The sequence below is a fragment of the Pseudomonas sp. LB3P14 genome, assembly GCF_054898045.1.
Genome location: NZ_CM142714.1, coordinates 4,868,612 through 4,888,813, shown reverse-complemented (window position 1 = coordinate 4,888,813; position 20,202 = coordinate 4,868,612). Strand labels below are relative to the sequence as shown.

The following is a 20,202-nucleotide window of genomic DNA, read 5'->3' as shown; positions in this document are numbered from 1 at the left end:
ACCGGCCTGTCTGTCGGCTCTATCTGCAAGGAATGCACGCATTCATGGTTTTTTCCGCATGAGATCACACCTGACTGTGTAGTCCCTATGCCTGGGAGGTAGCTAAGCAACGTTGTGGACTACTACACTCGGTCATTCTTTGATACACGGAGGTTTTGACATGCGGCGCGTGGTGTTCAATCAGAAAGGTGGCGTAGGCAAATCCAGCATCGCCTGCAATCTGGCGGCGGTCAGCGCCAGCGAGGGCTATCGCACCCTGTTGGTGGATCTCGATGCCCAGGCCAACTCCACTCAGTACCTGACGGGGCTCACCGGTGATGACATTCCGATGGGCATCGCCGACTTTTTCAAACAGACCCTGACTTCCGGACCGTTCTCCAGGAAAAAACAGGTCGATATCTACGAAACCCCATTCGACAACCTCCACGTCATCACCGCCACTGCCGAGCTGGCTGATTTGCAGCCCAAGCTTGAGGCCAAACACAAGATCAACAAGCTGCGCAAATTGCTCGAGGAACTGGACGGCGATTACGACCGGATCTACCTCGATACCCCGCCAGCCCTGAATTTCTATGCGGTTTCAGCCTTGATTGCCGCTGATCGCGTGCTGATCCCCTTCGATTGCGACAGCTTCTCGCGTCAGGCGTTGTACGGCCTGCTGGCAGAAATCGAAGAATTGAAGGACGACCACAACGAAGGGCTGGAAGTCGAAGGGATTGTCGTTAACCAGTTCCAGGCTCGGGCCAGTCTGCCCCAGCAAATCCTCGACGAACTGATCGCCGAAGGCCTGCCGGTGTTGTCGGTGTACCTGGGTAGTTCGGTGCGCATGCGTGAATCCCACCAGGCCAACACGCCGCTGATCCACCTCGACCCACGTCACAAGCTGACGCAGCAATTCGTCGATCTGCACAAACTGCTGGAAAACACCTGATTCCTGCAAACAACACCGAACCACTGTGGGAGCGAGCCTGCTCGCGAAAGCGGAAGTCCAGTCAACAGAGATGTTGAATGTGAGGCCCTCTTCGTCGGAACGCCGCCCGGAGCCGGCTCGCTCCCACATTTATTTGTGGTGGTTCTAAATCCCTTGGCTACGCAACCAGCTCATCAACTGCGGTAACGGGAAGGCCCCGCTCTGGCGTGCGACTTCCCGGCCGTTCTTGAGCAGAATCAGACTCGGGATCGAACGGATCCCCAACTGTGCCGACAGCTGCTGGTTCGCCTCGCTGTCCAGCTTGGCCAGTCGACACTTGCCGGCCAATTGCACCGCCGCCTGCTCAAACACCGGCGCAAACGACTTGCACGGCCCACACCAGTCCGCCCAAACGTCCACCAGCAACGGCAGATCGCCCTTGATCTGGCTGGCGTAATCGCTTTGCTTCAACTCGAACGGTTTGTTCAGCAAGACCTCGGCCTTGCAGCGGCCGCATTTTGGGTGGTCGTTGAGGCGCTCGGCGGGGATGCGGTTGAGGCCGTTGCAGTGGGGGCAGGGGATGAGGAGTGGGTCAGACATGGTCGTGCTCTGAATGAGTGGGCAATCTAGAACTGATCTGGTGTCGCAAACTGCTTTTATCAAGCCGTGAAAGGCCAGCAGGCGCGACGCGCTTGTCGCAAATCCTCACATTTTCCAAGCGTTCCGTTTGGGATCGGTGGCTACGCTGGAAGCAACGCCACAATCTTCAAATCACCTTTGTGAGGAGTTCGCTTTGCCTTCAACCTCGTGCTACTTTTGTTGCACTTATCGAGAAATCGATGCCTTTCAATTATCGGATAGGAGTTATCCCATGTCCGTGACTTCCAAAATCCGTCGTCAAGGTGGGGCTGCGGTGATTACCCTCCCGCCAACTTTACTGAAGCTCCTGCACCTGGAAGTAGGGGCACAGTTGGAACTGAATGTGGTCGATGGCGAGTTGATTGCCCGTCCGGTTGTACAGCCTCCTCGCAAGCGGTACAGCCTTGCCGAGTTGCTTGAAGGTTCCGAAGAAGTCGCTGAGCTGAATGCTCAGACGGCGTTTGCACGTGAAGGCGATTCAGTTGGCCGGGAGCTAGGTTAATGGTTAAGCGGCAAGCCCCGCAGCGGGGCGATGTCTACTGGATTGACCCGAACCCGGTTGCGGGACGAGAGATGATGAACCGGCATCGGTTCGTGGTGATTACGCCAAGGGAAATCAACTCACTGGGTGTCAGCATGACTGTGCCCGTGACCAGTGGCGGGAGCTTCAGTCGAAACTCCGGTTTGGCGGTCATCGTCTCCGGCCACGAAACGAACGGTGTAGCGGTTTGCAATCAGGTGCGCAGTTTTGATATTGAGCAGCGAGTCCGGGACGGCTCAGCCAAGTTCATTGAACGACTTGATGACATCACGATGGCAGACATCATTGCTCGAGTCGTCAGTGCCATCGATCCCATGGATTGATCCCTCTCACGACGAACAACTGATCTCCAAATGCTTGCCCCACTCCGGCGGCCGTTCGGCATAACTCTCCATCCCCGGCTGTTCCTCGAACGGATTGCTCAACACCGCATGCAGTCGGCGAACCTCTGAATAGTCGCCACTCTCCGCCGCATCGATGGCTTTCTGCGCCAGGTAGTTACGCAGGATGTACAGCGGATTGACCGCATGCATCCGTTTGCGGCGTTGCTCCTGATCAACCTCGCCGTCACGGGCAACCCGGGCGACATAAAGCTCGCCCCAGGCATCGAAGCCCTTGATGTCGACGAAGTCATCGCGCAAACGGGCGACGGCCAGTTCAGGTGATTCTTCACCCAGGCGGCGGAAGAACAGGCTGTAGTCGACGCCGCTGTTCTGCATCAGTTGCAGCAAGTGTTCCAGCAGTTTCTGGTCATCGTCTTCGGCCGTGGTGAAGCCGAGGCGGCGGCGCATCAGGTCCAGGTAATGGGCCTGGTACAGCGGGAAGTACAGACCGAGGGTTTCACGCAGGGCTTCGACGCTGATGAATGGCGTCAGGGCCTGGGCGAGGGCGCTGAGGTTCCACTGGCCGATTGGCACCTGGTTGCTGAAGGAGTAACGGCCCTGGTCATCGGAGTGGTTGCAGATGAAGTGGGCGTCAAAGTCGTCGAGGAACGCGAACGGGCCGTAGTCGAAGGTAATGCCGAGGATCGACATGTTGTCGGTGTTCATCACGCCGTGGCAGAACCCATAGGCCTGCCATTTGGCGATCAGTTCAGCGTTGCGCTCAACGATTTCACGGAACATCGCCAGGTACGGTTCTGGCTGTTCCAGGCATTCCGGGAAATGCATGGCCAGCACGTGGTCGCCGAGTTCTTTCTGCTTCTCGGGACGTTTGGTGTAGTAGAAATATTCGAAATGCCCGAAACGCACATGGCTCGGCGCCATGCGCAGGACCATGGCCGCGCGTTCCTGCTTCTCGCGCCACACCGGCGTGTCGGAGCCGATTACGCACAGCGCGCGGGTGGTCGGGATGTTCAGGGCATACAGCGCTTCGGAGGCAAGAAATTCGCGGATCGAGGACCGCAGCACCGCCCGGCCATCACCCATGCGCGAAAAGGGCGTCTGGCCGGCACCCTTGAGGTGCAGGTCCCAATGCTCGCCGGCCTCGTTGTAGACCTCGCCCAGCAACAGACCGCGACCATCGCCCAGCTGTGGGTTATAGGAACCGAACTGATGACCTGAATAGACCATCGCCCTCGGGACCGCGTCGGCCCAGAGCTTATGGCCGCTGAACAGTTCGGCGAACTCCGGGGTTTCGGCCACGCTAGGGTCGAGGTCGAGCAGCGCCATGGCGGCGGGGCTGGCCACCACCAGACGCGGGTTGTCGATGGGTTCGGGCAGCACGTGGGCGGAAAACGTATCGCCCAGGCGGGCGAAACGATTATCGAAGGTCAGTTCGTCGAGGGCTTTCAAGGGCCATCTCCAGCAGAATGTCCGAGCATTCTGCTAGGGATAAGCCGCTTAGTCGAGCTTGGCCGGTGGTGGCTCTTGCGGCGATTTGCCATCGACCAGCGGCACGATGGTTTTGGATTCGGGCTCGATGGGCACCATTTTGTATTCCTGGCCGTGAACGTTCTTGAGGTAAACCTCCATCTGCCGGAACGAGATGTTGATGTGCTGTTTCTTGAACTCGCGATTGATGAAGCGGTTGACCTCATCGAGCACCGGGTTTCGGTCACCGAGGTCTCGCACGTGCATGCGCAACTCATGGTCGAGGGTGCTTTCGCCGAAGTTCAGGAAGTACACGTGGGGTTCCGGGTCTTTCAATACGCGTGGGTTGTCGCGCGCAGCCTTGAGCAGCAATTCCTTGACCAGGTCCAGGTCCGAGCCGTAATCGACGCCGAGTTTGAGCGTCACTCGGGTGATGGTGTCGGTCAGGGACCAGTTGATCAGTTGCCCGGTGATGAACGTCTTGTTCGGGACAATGATGTCCTTGCGGTCGAAGTCGGTGATGGTCGTGGCGCGGATACGGATCTTGCTCACCGTGCCCGACAGGTTGCCGATGGTGATCGTGTCGCCGATCCGCACCGGGCGTTCGAACAGGATCATGATCCCGGAGATGAAGTTCGCGAAGATTTCCTGCATCCCGAAACCGAGTCCTACCGATAGCGCCGCCACCAGCCATTGCAACTTGTCCCAGCTCACGCCAAGCGTCGACAGGGTCGAGACAAAACCGACGCCGGCGATCACGTAAGACAGCAACGTAGTGGTGGCGTACGCACTGCCCTGAGCCAGGTTCAGTTTCGACAACACCAACACTTCCAGCAGCCCCGGCAAGTTACGCGCGAGGGCGAAGGTGATGCCGATGATGATCACCGCGCCGAGCATGTCGCCAATGCTGATCGGCACCATGCTCATGTTGGCGCCGGTGCCGCTGGTGTATTCGTAGAGGGTGACGTTATCCAGGTACGAAAACACCGAGATCAGATCGGACCAGACCCAGTACAACGCCGCGATGAAACCGCCAAGCAGGGCCAGACGGATCAGGCGCAGGGACTGCTCGTTGACCTTCTCGATATCCAGTGTGGGCTCTTCGATCACCGCTTCACCGTCGCCGGCCTCTTTCGCGGCCTGGCGTTTGGCCAGGGCGCGCTGGTAGGCCAGACGGCGTGCCGCCACGCTGAGACCGCGCACGAAGGTGGCTTCGATCACCAGCCAGAACATCAGCAGGTACAGGGTGTTGATCAACCGGTCACTGAGCTTCAGCGCTGTGTAGTAATAACCGAAGCACACCGCTACGAATAACGCGACTGGCAGGACGGTGAACATGATCCCCACGGCCTTGCGGAACAGCGAAGCGTTCTGGTGAGTCGGGCTGCTGATCAGCAAGCGGCTGAGCAGCCAGGCCATCAACGCGTAGCAGGTCAGCACCACCGGCATGCCGAGCACATCATCGGCCAGTGCCGCCGGTTGCAGTTCGGCGACCGCCACTACCGCGACGAGGGCCATCACCACCAGCCCGAGCCGGCGGACCCAACCTTGAAGGAATTCGACCTGGGGTTTTTCCCAGCGGAAATGCAGTTCGGCCACGCCGCCCGGCGCGAGGGTCCGGTAAGCGGTGTAGAACACCAGCCAGGCCTGAGCCATTTGCAGCAGCGCCGCGCCCATGTTGGCGTTCTGTCCGCGGGCGTCGATTTGCAAGGCCAGGCCACACAAGGCCAGGCCCAGAGACACCGGCATCGCCAGCAAAATGTTGATCAGAATCGCCTGGGGAGTGTGCCACTGGCTATCGCGCTTGAAGTGACCGATGTCCTGGTGAACCTTGTTCAGTCGGGCATACAGGCTCTTGCGCCGCCACAGCAGGGTTCCGATCAGCAACGCCAACGGCAGGAACAGCAACGGCCGCTGGGTCAGGCCGTCAGCCAATTCGCTCAGGCTCGAGGCCCAGGGCAGGGTGGTGACCTGACGTTGCAGGCGTTCCGGTACGCCGCGCATCCACTCCGGGTCCAGCGGCTTGTTGCTGGGAATCCAGAACATCTGTTCATCGAGGGTCGCTCGCAGGCTTTGGGCCGTGCTGAGCAATTGTTTCTGATTGAGTTGCAACGTGATGGATTCGTTGAGCACCGCGCTCAGTTCGCGGTTCAACCGCTCCAGCAGGTCGGCGCGGGTCGTGGCCAGGTCCAGCAGGCTCTTGCGCAGCGCCGGGGTGACTTGTTCCGGCGGTTGGGTAGACAGCAGATTGTCGACGTAAGTGGCCGGGTTGCTGAGCAGTTCCCGTTGCTGGCTGACTTCGAATTGATAGAGGCGAATGTCGGCAATCTGGTCGGCCAGGTCACGGTCGAGCTTGAGACGTGGCAGGGCCTGTTTCTGTTTGTAGAGAATCTTGGAGAGCAGCAGGCTGCCCCTGAGTACGTTGATTTGCTCGTCCAGCGCCGAATCGCTCTGGGTCACGTTGTCCAGCTGCTGCTTGGTCTGCAGGTTCTGCTGGGTGACTTCGTTGAGGCGGTCAGTACTTTTGAGCAGGTAGTCAGAAAGCTTCAGGTTGGCCGCGCTTTCGGTGGCCAAAAGGCTGCTGCCGCCGGCCTTCTGCGCTTCGATGGACTGCTGGGTCACCGTCTCCTGGGACTGAGCCAGGCGCTTCTGGTTGATCAGGTTTTGCAGCTCCTGGATTTCCTGATCCAGACGATCGGATTTTTCCGATAGCAAGTCATGCTGGCTGTTGCCCAAGTCCTGCAGTTGATTGTTACCGGCCAGTTCCTGGCGACGCAACGGGATCAGGGCATTCAGCGCCGCGAGCTCGGCGTTGAGCAGGTCGCGTTGCTCGGGGGTCAAGGTCTTGCCGGCGTCCTTGCCGGCCTTGAGGATGTTGTTGATCTGCTGGATGCGCGTCTGGCTGGTAGAAATTTCGGCCTGGGCGCGCTCGGGGCGGGTCTGGGCGGTAATGACCAGGCTGTTGGCATCGGCCAGGGCCTTCTGCAGATCGCTTTGCTGGGTGGAGCGCTCAGTGAGCATCTGCTCCAGTTGCTGAATAGACTCTTTGGTATAGCGTTGCGGCACCGGCAACACTTTGGTGGCTTTGAGCTTGGTCAGTTCTCGCTGGTTCTCAACGTTCTGCTTCGGGGCGCTGGCCAGTTGCTGTTTGAGATCGGCCAGCCTCTGCTCGTAATCACGCTGGTTGTTGAGTTGTGTCAGCGTGTTTTGCAGGATGGTTTGCAGGGCTTTCTGATCGGCTTCCGGCAGTTTGCGGTCGGCGATCTTGTCCAGGTTCGCCTGCACGGCTTCGCTGGACGGCGGTTCGGCCGCTTGCAATGTACCGACAGAAAGACTCAAGCCCAGCAGGGCCATGATGAAAAAGGTGCGCAGGGTTGACATAGAGACCGATCGAAAACGAGACGAAGAATGGAGTTTAGAGGAAGAGTCCCGGACCGGGGCGACTTCCTTCGGGGAATCTGACGCCCACTTTGCCGATCTTGTTCCCTTCCATGACCGCGACGGTCCAAATGGTGTTGTTCCACTCCACCTGGTCGCCGACCACCGGTGCACCGCCCACTTTCTGGGCAATGAAATGGCCCAGGGACATGTCCGGGTCGATGCCTTCCACTTTCAATCCGTACAGCGCAGCAACCGCGGCCAGCTGGGCGTCTCCTTCGAGTACGAAGTCGCCGAAGAAGCGCAAATCGAGGCCTCGTTGCGGTGCCTGACTGAAGAGTTTTCCGAGGGCCGGAAGGTTGTGTTCATGGCCGATTACACACAGCAAATCATCCACTTCGAGCACCGTACTACCCGACGGATGGAGCAGTTGCTGGCCACGAAACAGGGCTGCAATGCGAGTACCTTCGGGCATTTTCAGTTCGCGAAGGGGCGAGCCGATGCACCATTTCTCGGCGCCGAGGCGATAAACGAACAACTCCCACTCGCTGGTGACGTGCACCTCCAGCGCTGCGCGCGAGATCGGCGCCGGCTCCGGCGGAACGGTCACTTTCAATAGCTTTGCCACCCATGGCAGGCTCGTACCCTGCACCAGCAGCGACACCAACACGATAAAGAACGCGAGGTTGAAGTAGAGCTGGGCGTTGGGGAGGCCGGCCATCAGCGGGAACACCGCCAGAATGATCGGGACCGCGCCGCGTAACCCGACCCAGGAAATGAACGCCTTCTCGCGCCCGTGGAACGCCTTGAACGGCAGCAGACCGACCATTACCGACAACGGCCGGGCAAACAGAATCATCCACAGCGCCAGACCCAGAGCGGGCAGGGCAATCGGCAACAAGTCATGGGGCGTCACCAGCAGCCCCAGCACCAGGAACATGCCGATTTGCGCCAGCCAGGCCATGCCATCGAGCATGTGCAAAATGCCGTGGCGGCTGCGCACCGGGCGGTTGCCGATGACCAGACCGCACAGGTACACCGCCAAAAAGCCGCTGCCGTGCAAGGCGTTGGTCAGGGCAAACACGACCAATCCGCCAGCAATGACCAGAATCGGATAAAGGCCGGTGGCCAGGTGGATACGGTTAACCAGTTGCAGCATGACCCAGCCGCCGCCCAGGCCGATGACGGCACCGATACCGAACTCACGCAGCAGGTGGGTCAGCAGGCTCCAGTGCAGACCGGTCTGGCCGCTGGCGAGCATGTCGATCAAGGTCACGGTGAGGAACACCGCCATCGGGTCGTTGCTGCCGGACTCGATCTCGAGGGTGGCGGTGACCCGTTCGTTCAAGCCTTTGCCACCCAGCAGTGAGAACACCGCCGCGGCGTCGGTGGAGCCAACGATAGCGCCGATCAGCAGGCCCTGAATCAGGTTCAGGTTGAACAACCAGGCGGCTGCCATGCCGGTCAGCCCCGTGGTAATCAACACCCCGACCGTCGCGAGCGACAGCGCCGGCCATAACGCCACGCGGAAGCTGGAAACCCGGGTGCGCAAGCCGCCGTCGAGCAGGATGACTGCCAGGGCGAGGTTGCCGACCAGATAAGCCGTTGGGTAGTTATCGAAAATAATGCCGGCGCCATCGACGCCGGCCGACATGCCCACCGCGAGGATGATCACCAGAATCGGGATGCCGAGGCGGGACGAAAGTGAGCTCACCAGAATGCTCGCACCTACCAGCAACGCGCCGATCAAGAACAGGCTGTTGATGGTCGTCGCATTCAAAGGCAGTACTCCAGAAAGCAGAAAGGCGGGCACAAACTGACCATGCAGTCTGCGTGCCAGCGATTCTAACCTGTTGAAATGTGATGCTGTCAAAAAGCTTTTTTGACAGCAGAGAGGAGGCGCAGGAGCGGTGATCGTTCCCACGCTCTGCGTGGGAATGCCTCAATGGACGCTCTGCGTCCGCTTTTTGGGACGCAGAGCGTCCCGGGCTGCATTCCCACGCGGGAGCGTGGGAACGATCAGTTACGGGTTACAGGCTAAACCGCCCAACCATATTGTTCAGGTCCAGCGCCAACCGCGACAACTCATTGCTGGCAGCACTCGTCTGATTCGCCCCGGTTGCCGACTGCACCGACAGATCACGAATGTTCACCAGATTGCGGTCCACTTCGCGAGCCACCTGCGCCTGCTCTTCGGCAGCGCTGGCGATCACCAGGTTGCGTTCGTTGATTTCGACGATCGCACTGTTAATAGTGTCCAGCGACAGGCCCGCGCCGCGAGCAATGTTCAAGGTCGACTCGGCGCGTTCGGTGCTGTTGCGCATCGAATCCACCGCGTGCTCGGTGCCGCTCTGGATGCTGCCGATCATGCGTTCGATTTCGCTGGTCGATTGTTGGGTGCGGTGGGCCAGTGCACGGACCTCGTCCGCTACCACGGCAAAACCACGACCGGCCTCACCGGCACGGGCTGCTTCAATGGCGGCGTTCAAGGCCAGCAGATTGGTCTGGTCAGCCAGGCCGCGAATCACGTCCAGCACTTTGCCGATGTCACGGGACTCGTTGGCCAGGTCGCCGATCAGGGTCGCGGTGCTCTGCACATCGGCGCTCATGCGTTCGATAGCGCTGACGGTTTCCTGCACCAGATCACGACCATCGCCGGCAGAGGTGGTGGCATTTTTCGAGGCTTCGGAAGTGCTGACGGCATTGCGCGCGACTTCTTCTACGGCGCTGGTCATTTCATTGACGGCAGTGGCAGCCTGTTCGATTTCGTTGTTCTGCTGGGTCAGGCCACGGGCGCTTTCGTCAGTGACGCTGTTAAGTTCTTCAGCGGCAGACGCCAGTTGCGTGGCCGAGCCGGAAATCCGTTGCAGGGTGTCGCGCAACTTGTCTTGCATCTTTGACATGGCGGCCAGCAGGCGGCCGGCTTCGTCTTCACCATCAACCTTGATCGGCCGAGTCAGGTTGCCTTCGGCGATTTCTTCGGCGGCGCTCAGCGCGTTGGCGATCGGCTTGGTAATGCTGTTGGTCAGCAACCAGGCGAACAACAACGTCAGGCCGGTGGCGAATGCCAACAGGGTCACCACCAGATTGAAGGCCGAGGCGTACTGGTCGGCAGCTTGCTGATTGGTGTCGACGGTCTGCTGAGTGTTGATCTCCAGCAAACGGTTGAGCACGGTGTTGACCGCTTCGGAGTTGGTCAGCAAATCGGTGTTGAGCAGGGTGCGCAGTTCATCCACCTGATTGTTGCGCGACAGGGTTTTCATCCGGTCTTCGATCTGACGGTATTGCCCCAACAGCTGCACGTATTGATCGTAGGCCGCGCGTTCTTGCGGGCTGGTGATCAGTTTTTCGTAGGTCGCCTGGGCCGTACGGATCTGCTGATTGCGGGTTTCCAGCAGCTCCATGGTCTTTTGCTGCACGTCCGGCTCGCGGTTCACCAGCAAGCGGTAGGACAACACGCGCAGACGCAGGGTGAGTTGCGTGAATTCGTCGAGGCTCTTGATGCTTGGCACGCTGCGTGAGGTGATGTCCTCGGCGGCACCGCGAATCTTGCTCATCTGGTTCAAGGCAAATACACCCAGGACCAGCATCAGCCCGCCAATCAGGGCGAAGCCGAGGAACGCCCGTGGGGCGATATTCATATTACGAAGGGACATGGTGTTTACCGAAAAGAGCGCATCCGTGCGGCGCTGAGACTGACGTATGGGTGACTTATCGGTCATACGACTAAAGTCTTGAGCCCCTGCGCGTATTTGTCGCACAACCGCCCGGGCGACGAAGTGCAGGAACCAGATCTGCCAATCACAGTCTTTAAAGTTCGCGAGGAAGGTCACTCGCCAGCAAAATCAAGGCCTTGCGCCTGAATAACCCTGGCATCCGTGGTGACTTTTCTTTATCGTACGCGCCCTTTGAAAATGCTTGGAAAATCAAAATGTTGGAAGCATCCCTAAGCCAATTGGAACAGCTGGTCAGCGACCTGGTGCAACAGAACCAGACCCTGCTCGGCACCAACCAAACCCTCAGCGCAGAATTGGCCCAGGCCAAGGATGAAAACGAAAGCCTGCAGCTGAGCCTGATGGAGCAGGAAGAGAAACAAGGCGCCACCGCCGCACGCATCCAGGCCCTGGTTGAGCGCGTCAGCGCCGGCCCAGTCAGCGCATGAATCACGGCGCCGCAGGGGTAAAAGTCGTCTCGATCCTGGGGGAGGACTATTCGATCAAGGCGCCGGCCGGGGAAGAGCAAACCCTGCTGGACGCCGCATTAATGCTGAAGGCTGCCCTGGCCGACACCAAAAAGAAGTACCCGACGCTGATCGGTGACCGCTTGTTGGTGCTGGCGGCGATGAATCTGTGCTCCCAGCAGATTGAAATGAAGAAGCAGCATCAGCAGGAACTCGACCGTTACCAAGAGCAAGTCAGCGCCACGGTTGAAGTGATCTCCAAGACGATCAATCAGGCCTGATCGGCTTTGCGCACAACCAAAGAATAAATTGTCGTTTGCGTTGTATACAATCGGCATGGCTGTTGCAGTGTTTCAGCCTCTTATTCTTTGGGGGTGCTCCATGCAGTTCTGGCGACGCAGTATTCAATGGCAGTTGATCCTGAGCATGGGCACCGCCCTGCTGGTCAGTATTCTGATCGTGGTTGGCGTTTATACCCTCGTGGTCAACCGTCTCGCCCAGCGCTATCTGGTCGAACAAGCGCTGCCGTCGAGCATCGAAGCGATGCGCAACGACATCGAGCGAATCCTCGTTCAACCCCTCACCGCCGCCAAGGACATCGCCAGCAACAGCATGGTGCGTGACTGGTTGGCCGGGGGTGAAAACAGTGCTCAGACCAACACCTTCGTCACCTATCTCGAAGGCATCCGCTCCGAGCACAAAGCCTTTACCGCGATTATTGTCGGCACCGCGTCCAACCATTACTTCACTGAAAAAGGCCTGGACCGGACCCTCAGTCGCTCCAATCCAAAGGACGCCTGGTTCTATGCATTCCTCGACAGCAACCAGCCGGGCACCCTCAATATCGACAATGACACCGCCACCGGCGAATTGGCCCTGTTCATTGACTTCAAGGTCGAGCAGGCCGGCAAAGTCGTGGGTGTTGCCGGGCTCGGCCTGAGCATGAAAGAGCTGTCGGAGCTGATCCACAACTTCAACTTCGGTGAGCGCGGCAAGGTCTATCTCGTGCGTTCCGACGGTTTGATCCAGGTTCACCCCGAAGCGCAGTTCAGCGGCAAACGCTCCTTGTCCGAACAGATTGGCGCCCCGGCAGCGCAAGCCATCATGGGCCAACAAGCTGCCACCCACAGCAGCTTCGATCGCGATGGCGAAGATTTCCTGGCATTGAGCCTGCCGTTGCGGGACTTGGGTTGGACCCTGGTGGCCGAAGTGCCGCAGTCGCAGATCTACGCCGAAGCCCGCCGCGCGATGTGGATGAGCAGCGGCATCGGCCTGGCGGTGGCGCTGGTTTGCCTGATGCTGGTGGTGTTGTTGGCCCGTGGATTGGTGCGGCCGATCCGTCAGGTAACAGCGGCACTGGTAGCCATCGGTAGCGGTGGTGGAGATTTGACCCACAGGTTAGATTCCAGTCGCGCCGATGAACTGGGTGACCTGGCTCGCGGCTTCAATCGATTCCTGGAAAGCCAGCGCGACATGATCGGCGAAGTGCTGACCACCAGCGAGCGCTTACGCACGGCAGTCGGCCAGGTGGCGCGGGTGGTGGACAACACCGCCGAACGCTCCGGCCGGCAGCAGGAAATGACCGACATGGTCGCCACCGCCGTCCACGAAATGGGCCTGACCGTGCAGGAAATCGCCCAGAACGCCGGCAACGCTGCGGTGGCTTCACAAACTGCTCGCGATGAGGCGATGCAGGCGCGGGAAGTGGTGGGCGGGTCGATCCGGCATATTGAAAGCATGTCCGATGAGATTGGCCTCGCTGCCAGTGCGGTGGGCGAGTTGGCCCATCAGGTGGCATCCATCGATCAGGTGCTGGCAGTGATTCGCGGGATTTCCGAGCAGACCAATTTGCTGGCGCTCAACGCGGCCATTGAAGCGGCGCGAGCCGGGGACATGGGTCGTGGGTTTGCGGTGGTGGCGGATGAGGTGCGGACGTTGGCGCGGCGGACTCAGTCATCGACTGATGAAATTCAGCAGATGATCGGCAGCCTCAAGCAAGGCGCGGAGAATGCGGTCTCGTCGATGCATTCCGGGCAGGCGGCGACGGGCACTGGGGTTGAGTCGAGCCAGCGCACCGGGGCGTCGTTGACGGCGATTACCGGGCAGGTCGAGCGGATCAGCGATATGAACCATCAGGTAGCGACGGCGACGGAAGAGCAGTCGGCGGTGACCGAAGAGATCAACCGGAACGTGCAGGGGATTTCCGATTTGGCCCGGGCTACGGCGGGGGAAGTCAGGGCTTGTCGTGAGGATTGTCAGACGTTGCAGCGGTTGGCGGATGATTTGGCGCGGCAGATGGGTGGGTTCAAACTTACCTAACTGATCGTTCCCACGCTCCGCGTGGGAATGCAGCCCGGGACGCTCCGCGTCCCATTGGAACGCGGAGCGTCCCCTGAGGCATTCCCACGCGGAGCGTGGGAACGATCAGTGTGAGGGGGTCAGAACCATTCATCCTGCATCCCCAGGCACACATCATCCCGCGCCTCAAGAATCGCCAGCTCATGGTGGCAACCCGGCACTTCCCACGTCAGGAAATACCGCGCCGCCTGCAGCTTGCCTTTATAGAAGCTCACATCCGCCGCATTACCCTTGGCCAACCCTTCCTCAGCGCGAATCGCCTGTTCCAGCCAGCGCCAGCCAATCACCGTGTGCCCGAACACTTTCAAATACAGCGCCGAGTTCGCCAGGCTGCTGTTGACCTTGCCTTGCCCGAGATCCGTCAGCAGGCCAATGGTCACCGTTTGCAGGCGTGCCACCAGTTTCTCCAGCGGTTCACGCAGCGCGGTCAACGACTCATGCGCCTGCGCTCGCTCAGCAGTGTCGGCGATCAGTCGAATCAGTTGCTTGAGCCCCGCACCACCGTTCTGCGCCAGTTTGCGGCCCAACAGGTCCAGCGACTGAATGCCGTGCGTGCCTTCATGAATCGGGTTCAAGCGGTTGTCGCGGTAGTACTGCTCAACCGGATATTCGCGGGTGTAACCGTGGCCGCCAAGAATCTGGATCGCCAATTCGTTGGCCTTCAGGCAAAACTCAGACGGCCAGGATTTGACGATCGGTGTCAGCAAATCCAGCAGCTCATGGGCCTGTTTGCGCTCGGCTTCAGTCTCAAGGGTCGTGGTGTCATCGAACAGCCGTGCCGCGTACAGCCCGAGGTCGAACGAGCCTTCTACGTACGCTTTCTGAGTCAGCAGCATGCGTTTGACGTCGGCGTGCTGAATGATCGCCACCGGCGCAGTGTTCGGGTCCTTGCTGTCCGGTACGCGACCCTGCGGACGCTCGCGGGCGTACTCCAGGGAATACAGATAGCCGGCGTAACCGAGCATCACCGCGCCCATGCCGACGCCGATCCGCGCCTCGTTCATCATCTGGAACATGTAGCTCAGGCCGTGGTGCGGCTTACCCACAAGGTAGCCGACACACTCACCGTTATCGCCAAAGTTCAGTGCGGTGGAGGTAGTGCCGCGCCAGCCCATCTTGTGGAACAACCCGGCCAGCAGCACGTCGTTACGTTTGCCCAGGCTACCGTCGTCGTTGACTAGAAACTTGGGCACGATGAACAGCGAAATACCTTTCACCCCGGCCGGTGCATCCGGCAACTTGGCCAGCACCATGTGCACGATGTTTTCCGACAGCGGATGGTCGCCGCCGGAGATGAAGATCTTGTTGCCCTTCAGGCGATAGGTGCCGTCAGACACAGGCTCGGCGCGGGTACGAATATCCGACAGCGACGAGCCGGCATGTGGCTCGGTCAGGGCCATGGTGCCGAAGAAGCGGCCATCGATCATCGGCTGCAGGAAGCGCTGCTTCTGCTCATCTGTACCAAAGCTTTCGATCAGGTTCGCCGCGCCCATGGTCAGGAACGGATAAGAGGTCGACGCCGCGTTGGCTGATTGAAAGTGAGCGAAGCAGGCTTGGGACAACAGCGTAGGAAGTTGCATGCCACCCGCATCGAAACTGCGCGCCGCGTTGAGGAAACCGGCTTCAAGGAAGGCATCTACCGCCGGTTTCACCTCCGGAATCAGAATCGCCTGACCGTCTTCATAGCGCGGCTCATTCTCGTCGCCCTTGCGGTTGTGCGGGGCGAAGAACTTCTCGGCGATGCTGCGGGCAGTGCCGATGGCGGCATCGAAAGTCTCGCGGTTGTGCTCGGCGAAACGCTCGCGCTGAGTCAGGCCCTCGGCATCGAGGACTTCATACAGCTCGAAAGCCAGATTGCGGGAACTGAGCAACGTCTCGGACATGTCGGCCTACCTTTTTTTGGAATGGACCGAGTCTAGGCGTGGGAAGGGCGGGGTGAACAGGAAGATTGATGAGCGTGATGGAGAGGCAAAACAAGGGCAGGGCATGATCGTTCCCACGCTCCGCGTGGGAATGCAGCCCGGGACGCTCCGCGTCCCCAAACGGCGTGACGCGGAGCGTCACAGGAGGCATTCCCACGCAGAGCGTGGGAACGATCACAAGGGAGAGTTAGCCGATAGTCATCAAACTGGCATTACCACCCGCCGCCGCAGTGTTAACACTCAACGCCCGCTCAATCACCAACCGCTCCAGCGCAATGTTGGTCTCGCCCTGGGACAAGCCATGAACCCCAACAATCGCACCAGCACGCTTGGCCACTTGCTGGCAGACCGCGCGCAGCTGATCGGAATGGCCGTGATGCAGAGCCGCATCAAACAGCACTTCGTCCTTGCTCCAGTCGGAAACCAGCTTGATCCGTGCCTGAACTTCCTTCGGCAGACGTGCGGACAACGCCTTGGTCAATTCAGCTTCCAGCCATACCGCCGAACCACCTACCGCCAATACCGCCGCCAGCTGAGTCAGCAGATCGCCTTCGACGTCCGCCAGGCACAGCACGTGTTCGCGCGGCAGGATGGCGTAGCTGTTGCGCTCGCCGGTCGGGCCAGCCAGAACACGGGTGATGCCGCTTTGCGATTGCGCCGCGAACTGTACGCACAGGGTGCTCAGATCAGCGAACTTGTTGCTGTCGGCCCAGGCCTTCAGGGCAGTCAGCGGTTTGCTCATGGCGTCACGCAGACGAACATCCGGTGCTGCGATGGCGTCACCACGAGCGAAGGATTGTTCGATCGCATCGGTAGGACGCGTCGACAGCAGACGGTACAGGTACAGCGGACCACCGGCTTTCGGGCCAGTACCCGACAAGCCTTCGCCGCCGAACGGCTGCACGCCGACCACGGCACCGACAATGTTGCGGTTCACATAGACGTTACCGGCGTTGACGTTGTCGATCACCTTGGCGATGGTCTCGTCGATACGGGTGTGCACGCCCAGCGTCAGGCCGTAACCGGAAGCGTTGATCTGACCAATCAGCTGATCGATGTCTTTGCGCTTGTAGCGAACCACGTGCAGCACTGGGCCGAAGATCTCCCGTTGCAGTTCGTCGAAGCTTTCCAGCTCGATCAACGTCGGCATCACGAAGGTGCCGCGTTTGACTTCTTCGGTATTGGCGATTGCCACCTGGTACACGCTGCGACCTTTGTCGCGCATGGCCTGGATGTGCTTCTCGATGCCCGCCTTGGCTTCGGCGTCGATCACCGGGCCGATGTCCACGGACAGGCGCTCTGGATTACCGAGACGGCATTCAGCCATGGCACCTTTGAGCATTTCGATGACACGGTCAGCGGAATCTTCCTGCAAGCACAACACTCGCAGTGCCGAGCAACGTTGACCGGCGCTGTCGAAGGCCGACGACACCACGTCGATCACAACCTGTTCGGTCAGTGCCGAGGAGTCGACGATCATGGCGTTCTGGCCACCGGTTTCGGCGATCAGCGGAATCGGGCGGCCCTGAGCATCCAGACGACCGGCGACGTTGCGTTGCAGCAAGCGAGCGACTTCGGTGGAGCCAGTGAACATCACGCCTTTGACCCGATCGTCACCGACCAGACGGGCGCCGACGGTTTCGCCGCGACCCGGCAGCAGTTGCAGCACGCCTTCCGGAATCCCGGCTTCGAGCAGCAAGCGCACGGCCTGAGCAGCCACCAGCGGGGTTTGTTCCGCAGGCTTGGCGAGTACCGGGTTGCCGGCGGCCAGTGCTGCAGCGACTTGGCCACTGAAAATCGCCAGCGGGAAGTTCCACGGGCTGATGCACACCACCGGACCCAGTGGGCGGTGGGCGTCGTTGGTGAAATCGTTGCGAGCCTGCACCGCGTAATAACGCAGGAAGTCCACGGCTTCACGCACTTCGGCGATGGCGTTGGCGAAGGTCTTGCCAGCTTCGCGAGCCAGCAGGCCCATCAGCGGCTGGATCTCGCCTTCCATCAAATCGGCGGCACGTTCCAGAATCGCGGCACGTTCGGCGGGCGGAGTGGCCTGCCAGATTGGCGCAGCGTTCAGGGCGCACTGGATCGCGTTGTCGACGTCTTCGACGGTGGCTTCTTGCACATGGCCGACCACATCACGCAGATCGGACGGGTTCAGGACTGGCGCAGGGGTTTCAGTGCTGGACTCGCAACCGAGCATCGGCGCAGCTTTCCAGTGGTTATGAGCGGTCGCCAGCAGGGCGCAGGACAGCGAAGCCAGACGATGTTCGTTGGCCATGTCGATGCCGCTGGAGTTGGCGCGCTCGGCACCATAAAGATCACGCGGCAGCGGGATACGCGGGTGTGGCAGGCCGAAGCCGCCTTCCAGCGTCGCCATCTGCTCGATGCTGGCCACTGGATCGGCCACCAGCTCCTGGATCGAAATAGACTGGTCGGCGATGCGGTTGACGAACGAGGTGTTCGCGCCGTTTTCCAGCAGACGACGCACCAGGTACGCCAGCAGCGTTTCGTGAGTACCGACCGGTGCGTACACGCGGCACGGACGGTTCAACTTGCCTTCGGAAACTTTACCTACAACCTGTTCGTACAGCGGTTCGCCCATGCCGTGCAGGCACTGGAACTCGTACTGGCCGGGGTAATAGTTCTGACCGGCGATGTGGTAGATGGCTGACAGGGTGTGGGCGTTGTGTGTGGCGAACTGCGGGTAGATGACTTCCGGTACCGACAACAGTTTTCGCGCGCAGGCGATGTAGGAAACGTCGGTGTACACCTTGCGGGTGTAGACCGGATAGCCTTCCAGGCCTTCGACCTGGGCGCGCTTGATTTCGCTGTCCCAGTACGCGCCTTTCACCAGGCGAATCATCAGGCGATGACGGCTGCGGCGAGCCAGGTCGATCACGTAGTCGATCACATACGGGCAACGCTTTTGATAAGCCTGAATCACGAAACCGATGCCGTTCCAACCGGTCAGTTGCGGCTCGAAGCACAGGCGCTCCAGCAGATCCAGCGACAGCTCGAGGCGGTCGGCTTCTTCGGCGTCGATGTTCAGGCCGATGTCGTATTGCTTGGCCAGCAGCGTCAGCGACAGCAGGCGCGGATACAGCTCGTCCATCACACGTTCGTACTGCGCACGGCTGTAACGCGGGTGCAATGCCGACAACTTGATGGAAATGCCCGGACCTTCATAAATCCCACGACCGTGGGACGCTTTGCCGATCGAGTGGATGGCTTGTTCATACGAGGCCAGGTACTTCTGGGCATCGTGCTCGGTGAGTGCGGCTTCACCCAGCATGTCGTAGGAATAGCGGAAGCCTTTGGCTTCGAACTTGCTGGCGTTGGCCAGGGCTTCGGCGATGGTTTCGCCGGTCACGAACTGCTCGCCCATCAGGCGCATGGCCATGTCGACGCCCTTGCGGATCATCGGCTCGCCGCTCTTGCCGATGATGCGGCTCAACGACGAAGTCAGGCCGGCTTCGTTGTGGGTGGCGACCAGTTTGCCGGTCAGCAGCAAGCCCCAAGTGGCGGCGTTGACGAACAACGACGGGCTGTTGCCCAAGTGCGGGTGCCAGTTGCCGGTGCTGATCTTGTCGCGGATCAGCGCGTCACGGGTGCCTTTGTCCGGAATACGCAGCAGCGCTTCTGCCAGGCACATCAGTGCCACGCCTTCCTGGGACGACAAGGAAAATTCCTGCAACAGGCCCTGAACAATCCCGGCACGGCCGCCGGCGCTCTTCTGATTGCGCAGTTTTTCGGCAATCGAGGCGGCGAGCTTGTTGGTGGCTTCGGCCATGGCAACCGGCAGGCGAGCCTGCTCGATCAGCATCGGCACCACTTCCGGCTCAGGGCGACGGTAAGCGGCGGTGATCGAAGCGCGCAGCACCGATTGCGGCAGGATGCTTTCGGCAAATTCCAGGAAGCACTGGTGCGCGTGGTCCGCGTGGACTTCGCCGGCGTCGTCAGCGTCTTTGCTGATCAAACCGCTCAGCTCGGTCAGGGTTGCACCACCCTCGAGTTTTTCCAGGTAATTGAAAATTGCCTGCTTGATCAGCCAGTGCGGCGTGCGATCAATCGAGGTCGCGGCGGCCTTGAGGCGCTCGCGGGTCGGGTCATCAAGTTTGACCCCAAGGGTGGTGGTAGCCATATTTTTATCCTCATGTTTGCCACGACCGCGTGGCATCAGCTGGCGGCAAGATTAGCTGCGCAACTCTCGAGGTGCAACCGGGTGCAACCCTTTTTTTGTCGGAATTATAAGCAGCTCGTCAGGAAATAAATTCCGGTACGAGCGTACCGCTTCTGCTTGGTGCTTTTGCTTCTAGCAAAATGTCCGAACTGCCCTAAAAAGGAGCAAAAACGGACGTTTTTCACGAAAATCCGACTAGGTGCAACTTATTCCAAAGAAACTGGTTGCACCTTATTTGCGTTGTTGAATAGGATTCGCGCCCAAGGTGCAACCGGCTAAAAAG

The 20,202-nt window shown here is 59.9% G+C and carries 12 protein-coding genes and 3 pseudogenes; 7 read left to right on the top strand and 8 right to left on the bottom strand.

All coding sequences use genetic code 11. From position 1 onward, the window contains the following. The first annotated feature begins 160 nt into the window (after positions 1 to 160). Positions 161 to 931 carry a ParA family protein gene (locus ACYZT5_RS22330; protein WP_462047440.1) on the top strand — a complete coding sequence of 257 codons (771 nt, stop codon included), beginning with the start codon at positions 161 to 163 and terminating at the stop codon, positions 929 to 931. A gap of 144 nt (positions 932 to 1,075) precedes the next feature. Here the strand turns inward: ACYZT5_RS22330 and trxC are convergent, their stop codons facing one another. Next, positions 1,076 to 1,510 (bottom strand): thioredoxin TrxC, encoded by a 435-nt coding sequence (trxC, locus tag ACYZT5_RS22325; protein WP_462047439.1) that lies wholly within the window; start codon positions 1,508 to 1,510, stop codon positions 1,076 to 1,078. Positions 1,511 to 1,781: 271 nt separating this feature from the next. Here trxC and mazE point away from each other — a divergent pair, with 271 nt between their 5' ends. After that, positions 1,782 to 2,051, top strand: coding sequence for a type II toxin-antitoxin system antitoxin MazE (mazE, locus tag ACYZT5_RS22320; protein WP_095127471.1), 270 nt, complete (start codon positions 1,782 to 1,784; stop codon positions 2,049 to 2,051). Further along, positions 2,051 to 2,413, top strand: coding sequence for a type II toxin-antitoxin system toxin MazF (gene mazF, locus ACYZT5_RS22315; protein ID WP_462047438.1), 363 nt, complete (start codon positions 2,051 to 2,053; stop codon positions 2,411 to 2,413). The genes mazE and mazF overlap by 1 nt, the downstream gene beginning before the upstream one ends. A gap of 6 nt (positions 2,414 to 2,419) precedes the next feature. On the opposite strand, the gene selO is transcribed toward mazF, so the two are convergent. From selO to ACYZT5_RS22290, 5 genes and pseudogenes are all read right to left on the bottom strand, one after another. Beyond that, positions 2,420 to 3,883 carry a protein adenylyltransferase SelO gene (gene selO / locus ACYZT5_RS22310; protein WP_462047437.1) on the bottom strand — a complete coding sequence of 488 codons (1,464 nt, stop codon included), beginning with the start codon at positions 3,881 to 3,883 and terminating at the stop codon, positions 2,420 to 2,422. A gap of 48 nt (positions 3,884 to 3,931) precedes the next feature. After that, entirely contained in the window at positions 3,932 to 7,282 is a 3,351-nt protein-coding gene (mscK, locus tag ACYZT5_RS22305) for a mechanosensitive channel MscK (protein WP_462047436.1), read from the bottom strand. A 34-nt stretch (positions 7,283 to 7,316) separates the two neighbouring features. Then, a complete protein-coding gene (locus ACYZT5_RS22300; protein ID WP_462047435.1) occupies positions 7,317 to 9,059 on the bottom strand; it encodes a potassium/proton antiporter in 1,743 nt (580 codons plus the stop codon). Positions 9,060 to 9,309: 250 nt separating this feature from the next. Then, a pseudogene (locus tag ACYZT5_RS22295) lies at positions 9,310 to 9,909 on the bottom strand (methyl-accepting chemotaxis protein); the annotation flags it as partial. Between the two features lie 303 nt (positions 9,910 to 10,212). Beyond that, a pseudogene (locus ACYZT5_RS22290) lies at positions 10,213 to 10,869 on the bottom strand (MCP four helix bundle domain-containing protein); the annotation flags it as partial. A 341-nt stretch (positions 10,870 to 11,210) separates the two neighbouring features. On the opposite strand from ACYZT5_RS22290, the gene ACYZT5_RS22285 reads away from it, so the two are divergent. From ACYZT5_RS22285 to ACYZT5_RS22270, 4 genes and pseudogenes are all read left to right on the top strand, one after another. After that, on the top strand, positions 11,211 to 11,441 hold the full coding sequence (locus ACYZT5_RS22285) for a hypothetical protein (RefSeq protein WP_008149645.1): 231 nt from the start codon (positions 11,211 to 11,213) through the stop codon (positions 11,439 to 11,441). After that, complete coding sequence (locus ACYZT5_RS22280; RefSeq protein WP_462047434.1) at positions 11,438 to 11,740, top strand: cell division protein ZapA; 303 nt, start codon at positions 11,438 to 11,440, stop codon at positions 11,738 to 11,740. The genes ACYZT5_RS22285 and ACYZT5_RS22280 overlap by 4 nt, the downstream gene beginning before the upstream one ends. Before the next feature lie 55 nt (positions 11,741 to 11,795). Then, positions 11,796 to 12,863, top strand: a pseudogene (locus tag ACYZT5_RS22275) (cache domain-containing protein); the annotation flags it as partial. Positions 12,864 to 12,932: 69 nt separating this feature from the next. After that, the gene (locus tag ACYZT5_RS22270) at positions 12,933 to 13,778 is read left to right on the top strand and encodes a methyl-accepting chemotaxis protein (RefSeq protein ID WP_462052293.1); all 846 of its coding nucleotides are present in this window, start codon (positions 12,933 to 12,935) and stop codon (positions 13,776 to 13,778) included. Between the two features lie 119 nt (positions 13,779 to 13,897). Here the strand turns inward: ACYZT5_RS22270 and ACYZT5_RS22265 are convergent, their stop codons facing one another. Beyond that, a complete protein-coding gene (locus ACYZT5_RS22265) occupies positions 13,898 to 15,700 on the bottom strand; it encodes an acyl-CoA dehydrogenase (RefSeq protein WP_462047433.1) in 1,803 nt (600 codons plus the stop codon). Between the two features lie 226 nt (positions 15,701 to 15,926). Further along, a complete protein-coding gene (gene putA / locus ACYZT5_RS22260; protein WP_462047432.1) occupies positions 15,927 to 19,880 on the bottom strand; it encodes a trifunctional transcriptional regulator/proline dehydrogenase/L-glutamate gamma-semialdehyde dehydrogenase in 3,954 nt (1,317 codons plus the stop codon). Positions 19,881 to 20,202: the final 322 nt, after the last annotated feature.

Bases quoted from the DNA above. Each gene is read 5' to 3' on its own strand.
- putA (WP_462047432.1), bottom strand. From the start codon at position 19,880: ATGGCTACCACCACCCTTGGGGTCAAACTTGATGACCCGACCCGCGAG.
- mazF (WP_462047438.1), top strand. From the start codon at position 2,051: ATGGTTAAGCGGCAAGCCCCGCAGCGGGGCGATGTCTACTGGATTGAC.
- ACYZT5_RS22280 (WP_462047434.1), top strand. From the start codon at position 11,438: ATGAATCACGGCGCCGCAGGGGTAAAAGTCGTCTCGATCCTGGGGGAG.
- ACYZT5_RS22265 (WP_462047433.1), bottom strand. From the start codon at position 15,700: ATGTCCGAGACGTTGCTCAGTTCCCGCAATCTGGCTTTCGAGCTGTAT.
- ACYZT5_RS22270 (WP_462052293.1), top strand. From the start codon at position 12,933: ATGATCGGCGAAGTGCTGACCACCAGCGAGCGCTTACGCACGGCAGTC.
- mscK (WP_462047436.1), bottom strand. From the start codon at position 7,282: ATGTCAACCCTGCGCACCTTTTTCATCATGGCCCTGCTGGGCTTGAGT.
- ACYZT5_RS22285 (WP_008149645.1), top strand. From the start codon at position 11,211: ATGTTGGAAGCATCCCTAAGCCAATTGGAACAGCTGGTCAGCGACCTG.
- mazE (WP_095127471.1), top strand. From the start codon at position 1,782: ATGTCCGTGACTTCCAAAATCCGTCGTCAAGGTGGGGCTGCGGTGATT.
- trxC (WP_462047439.1), bottom strand. From the start codon at position 1,510: ATGTCTGACCCACTCCTCATCCCCTGCCCCCACTGCAACGGCCTCAAC.
- ACYZT5_RS22330 (WP_462047440.1), top strand. From the start codon at position 161: ATGCGGCGCGTGGTGTTCAATCAGAAAGGTGGCGTAGGCAAATCCAGC.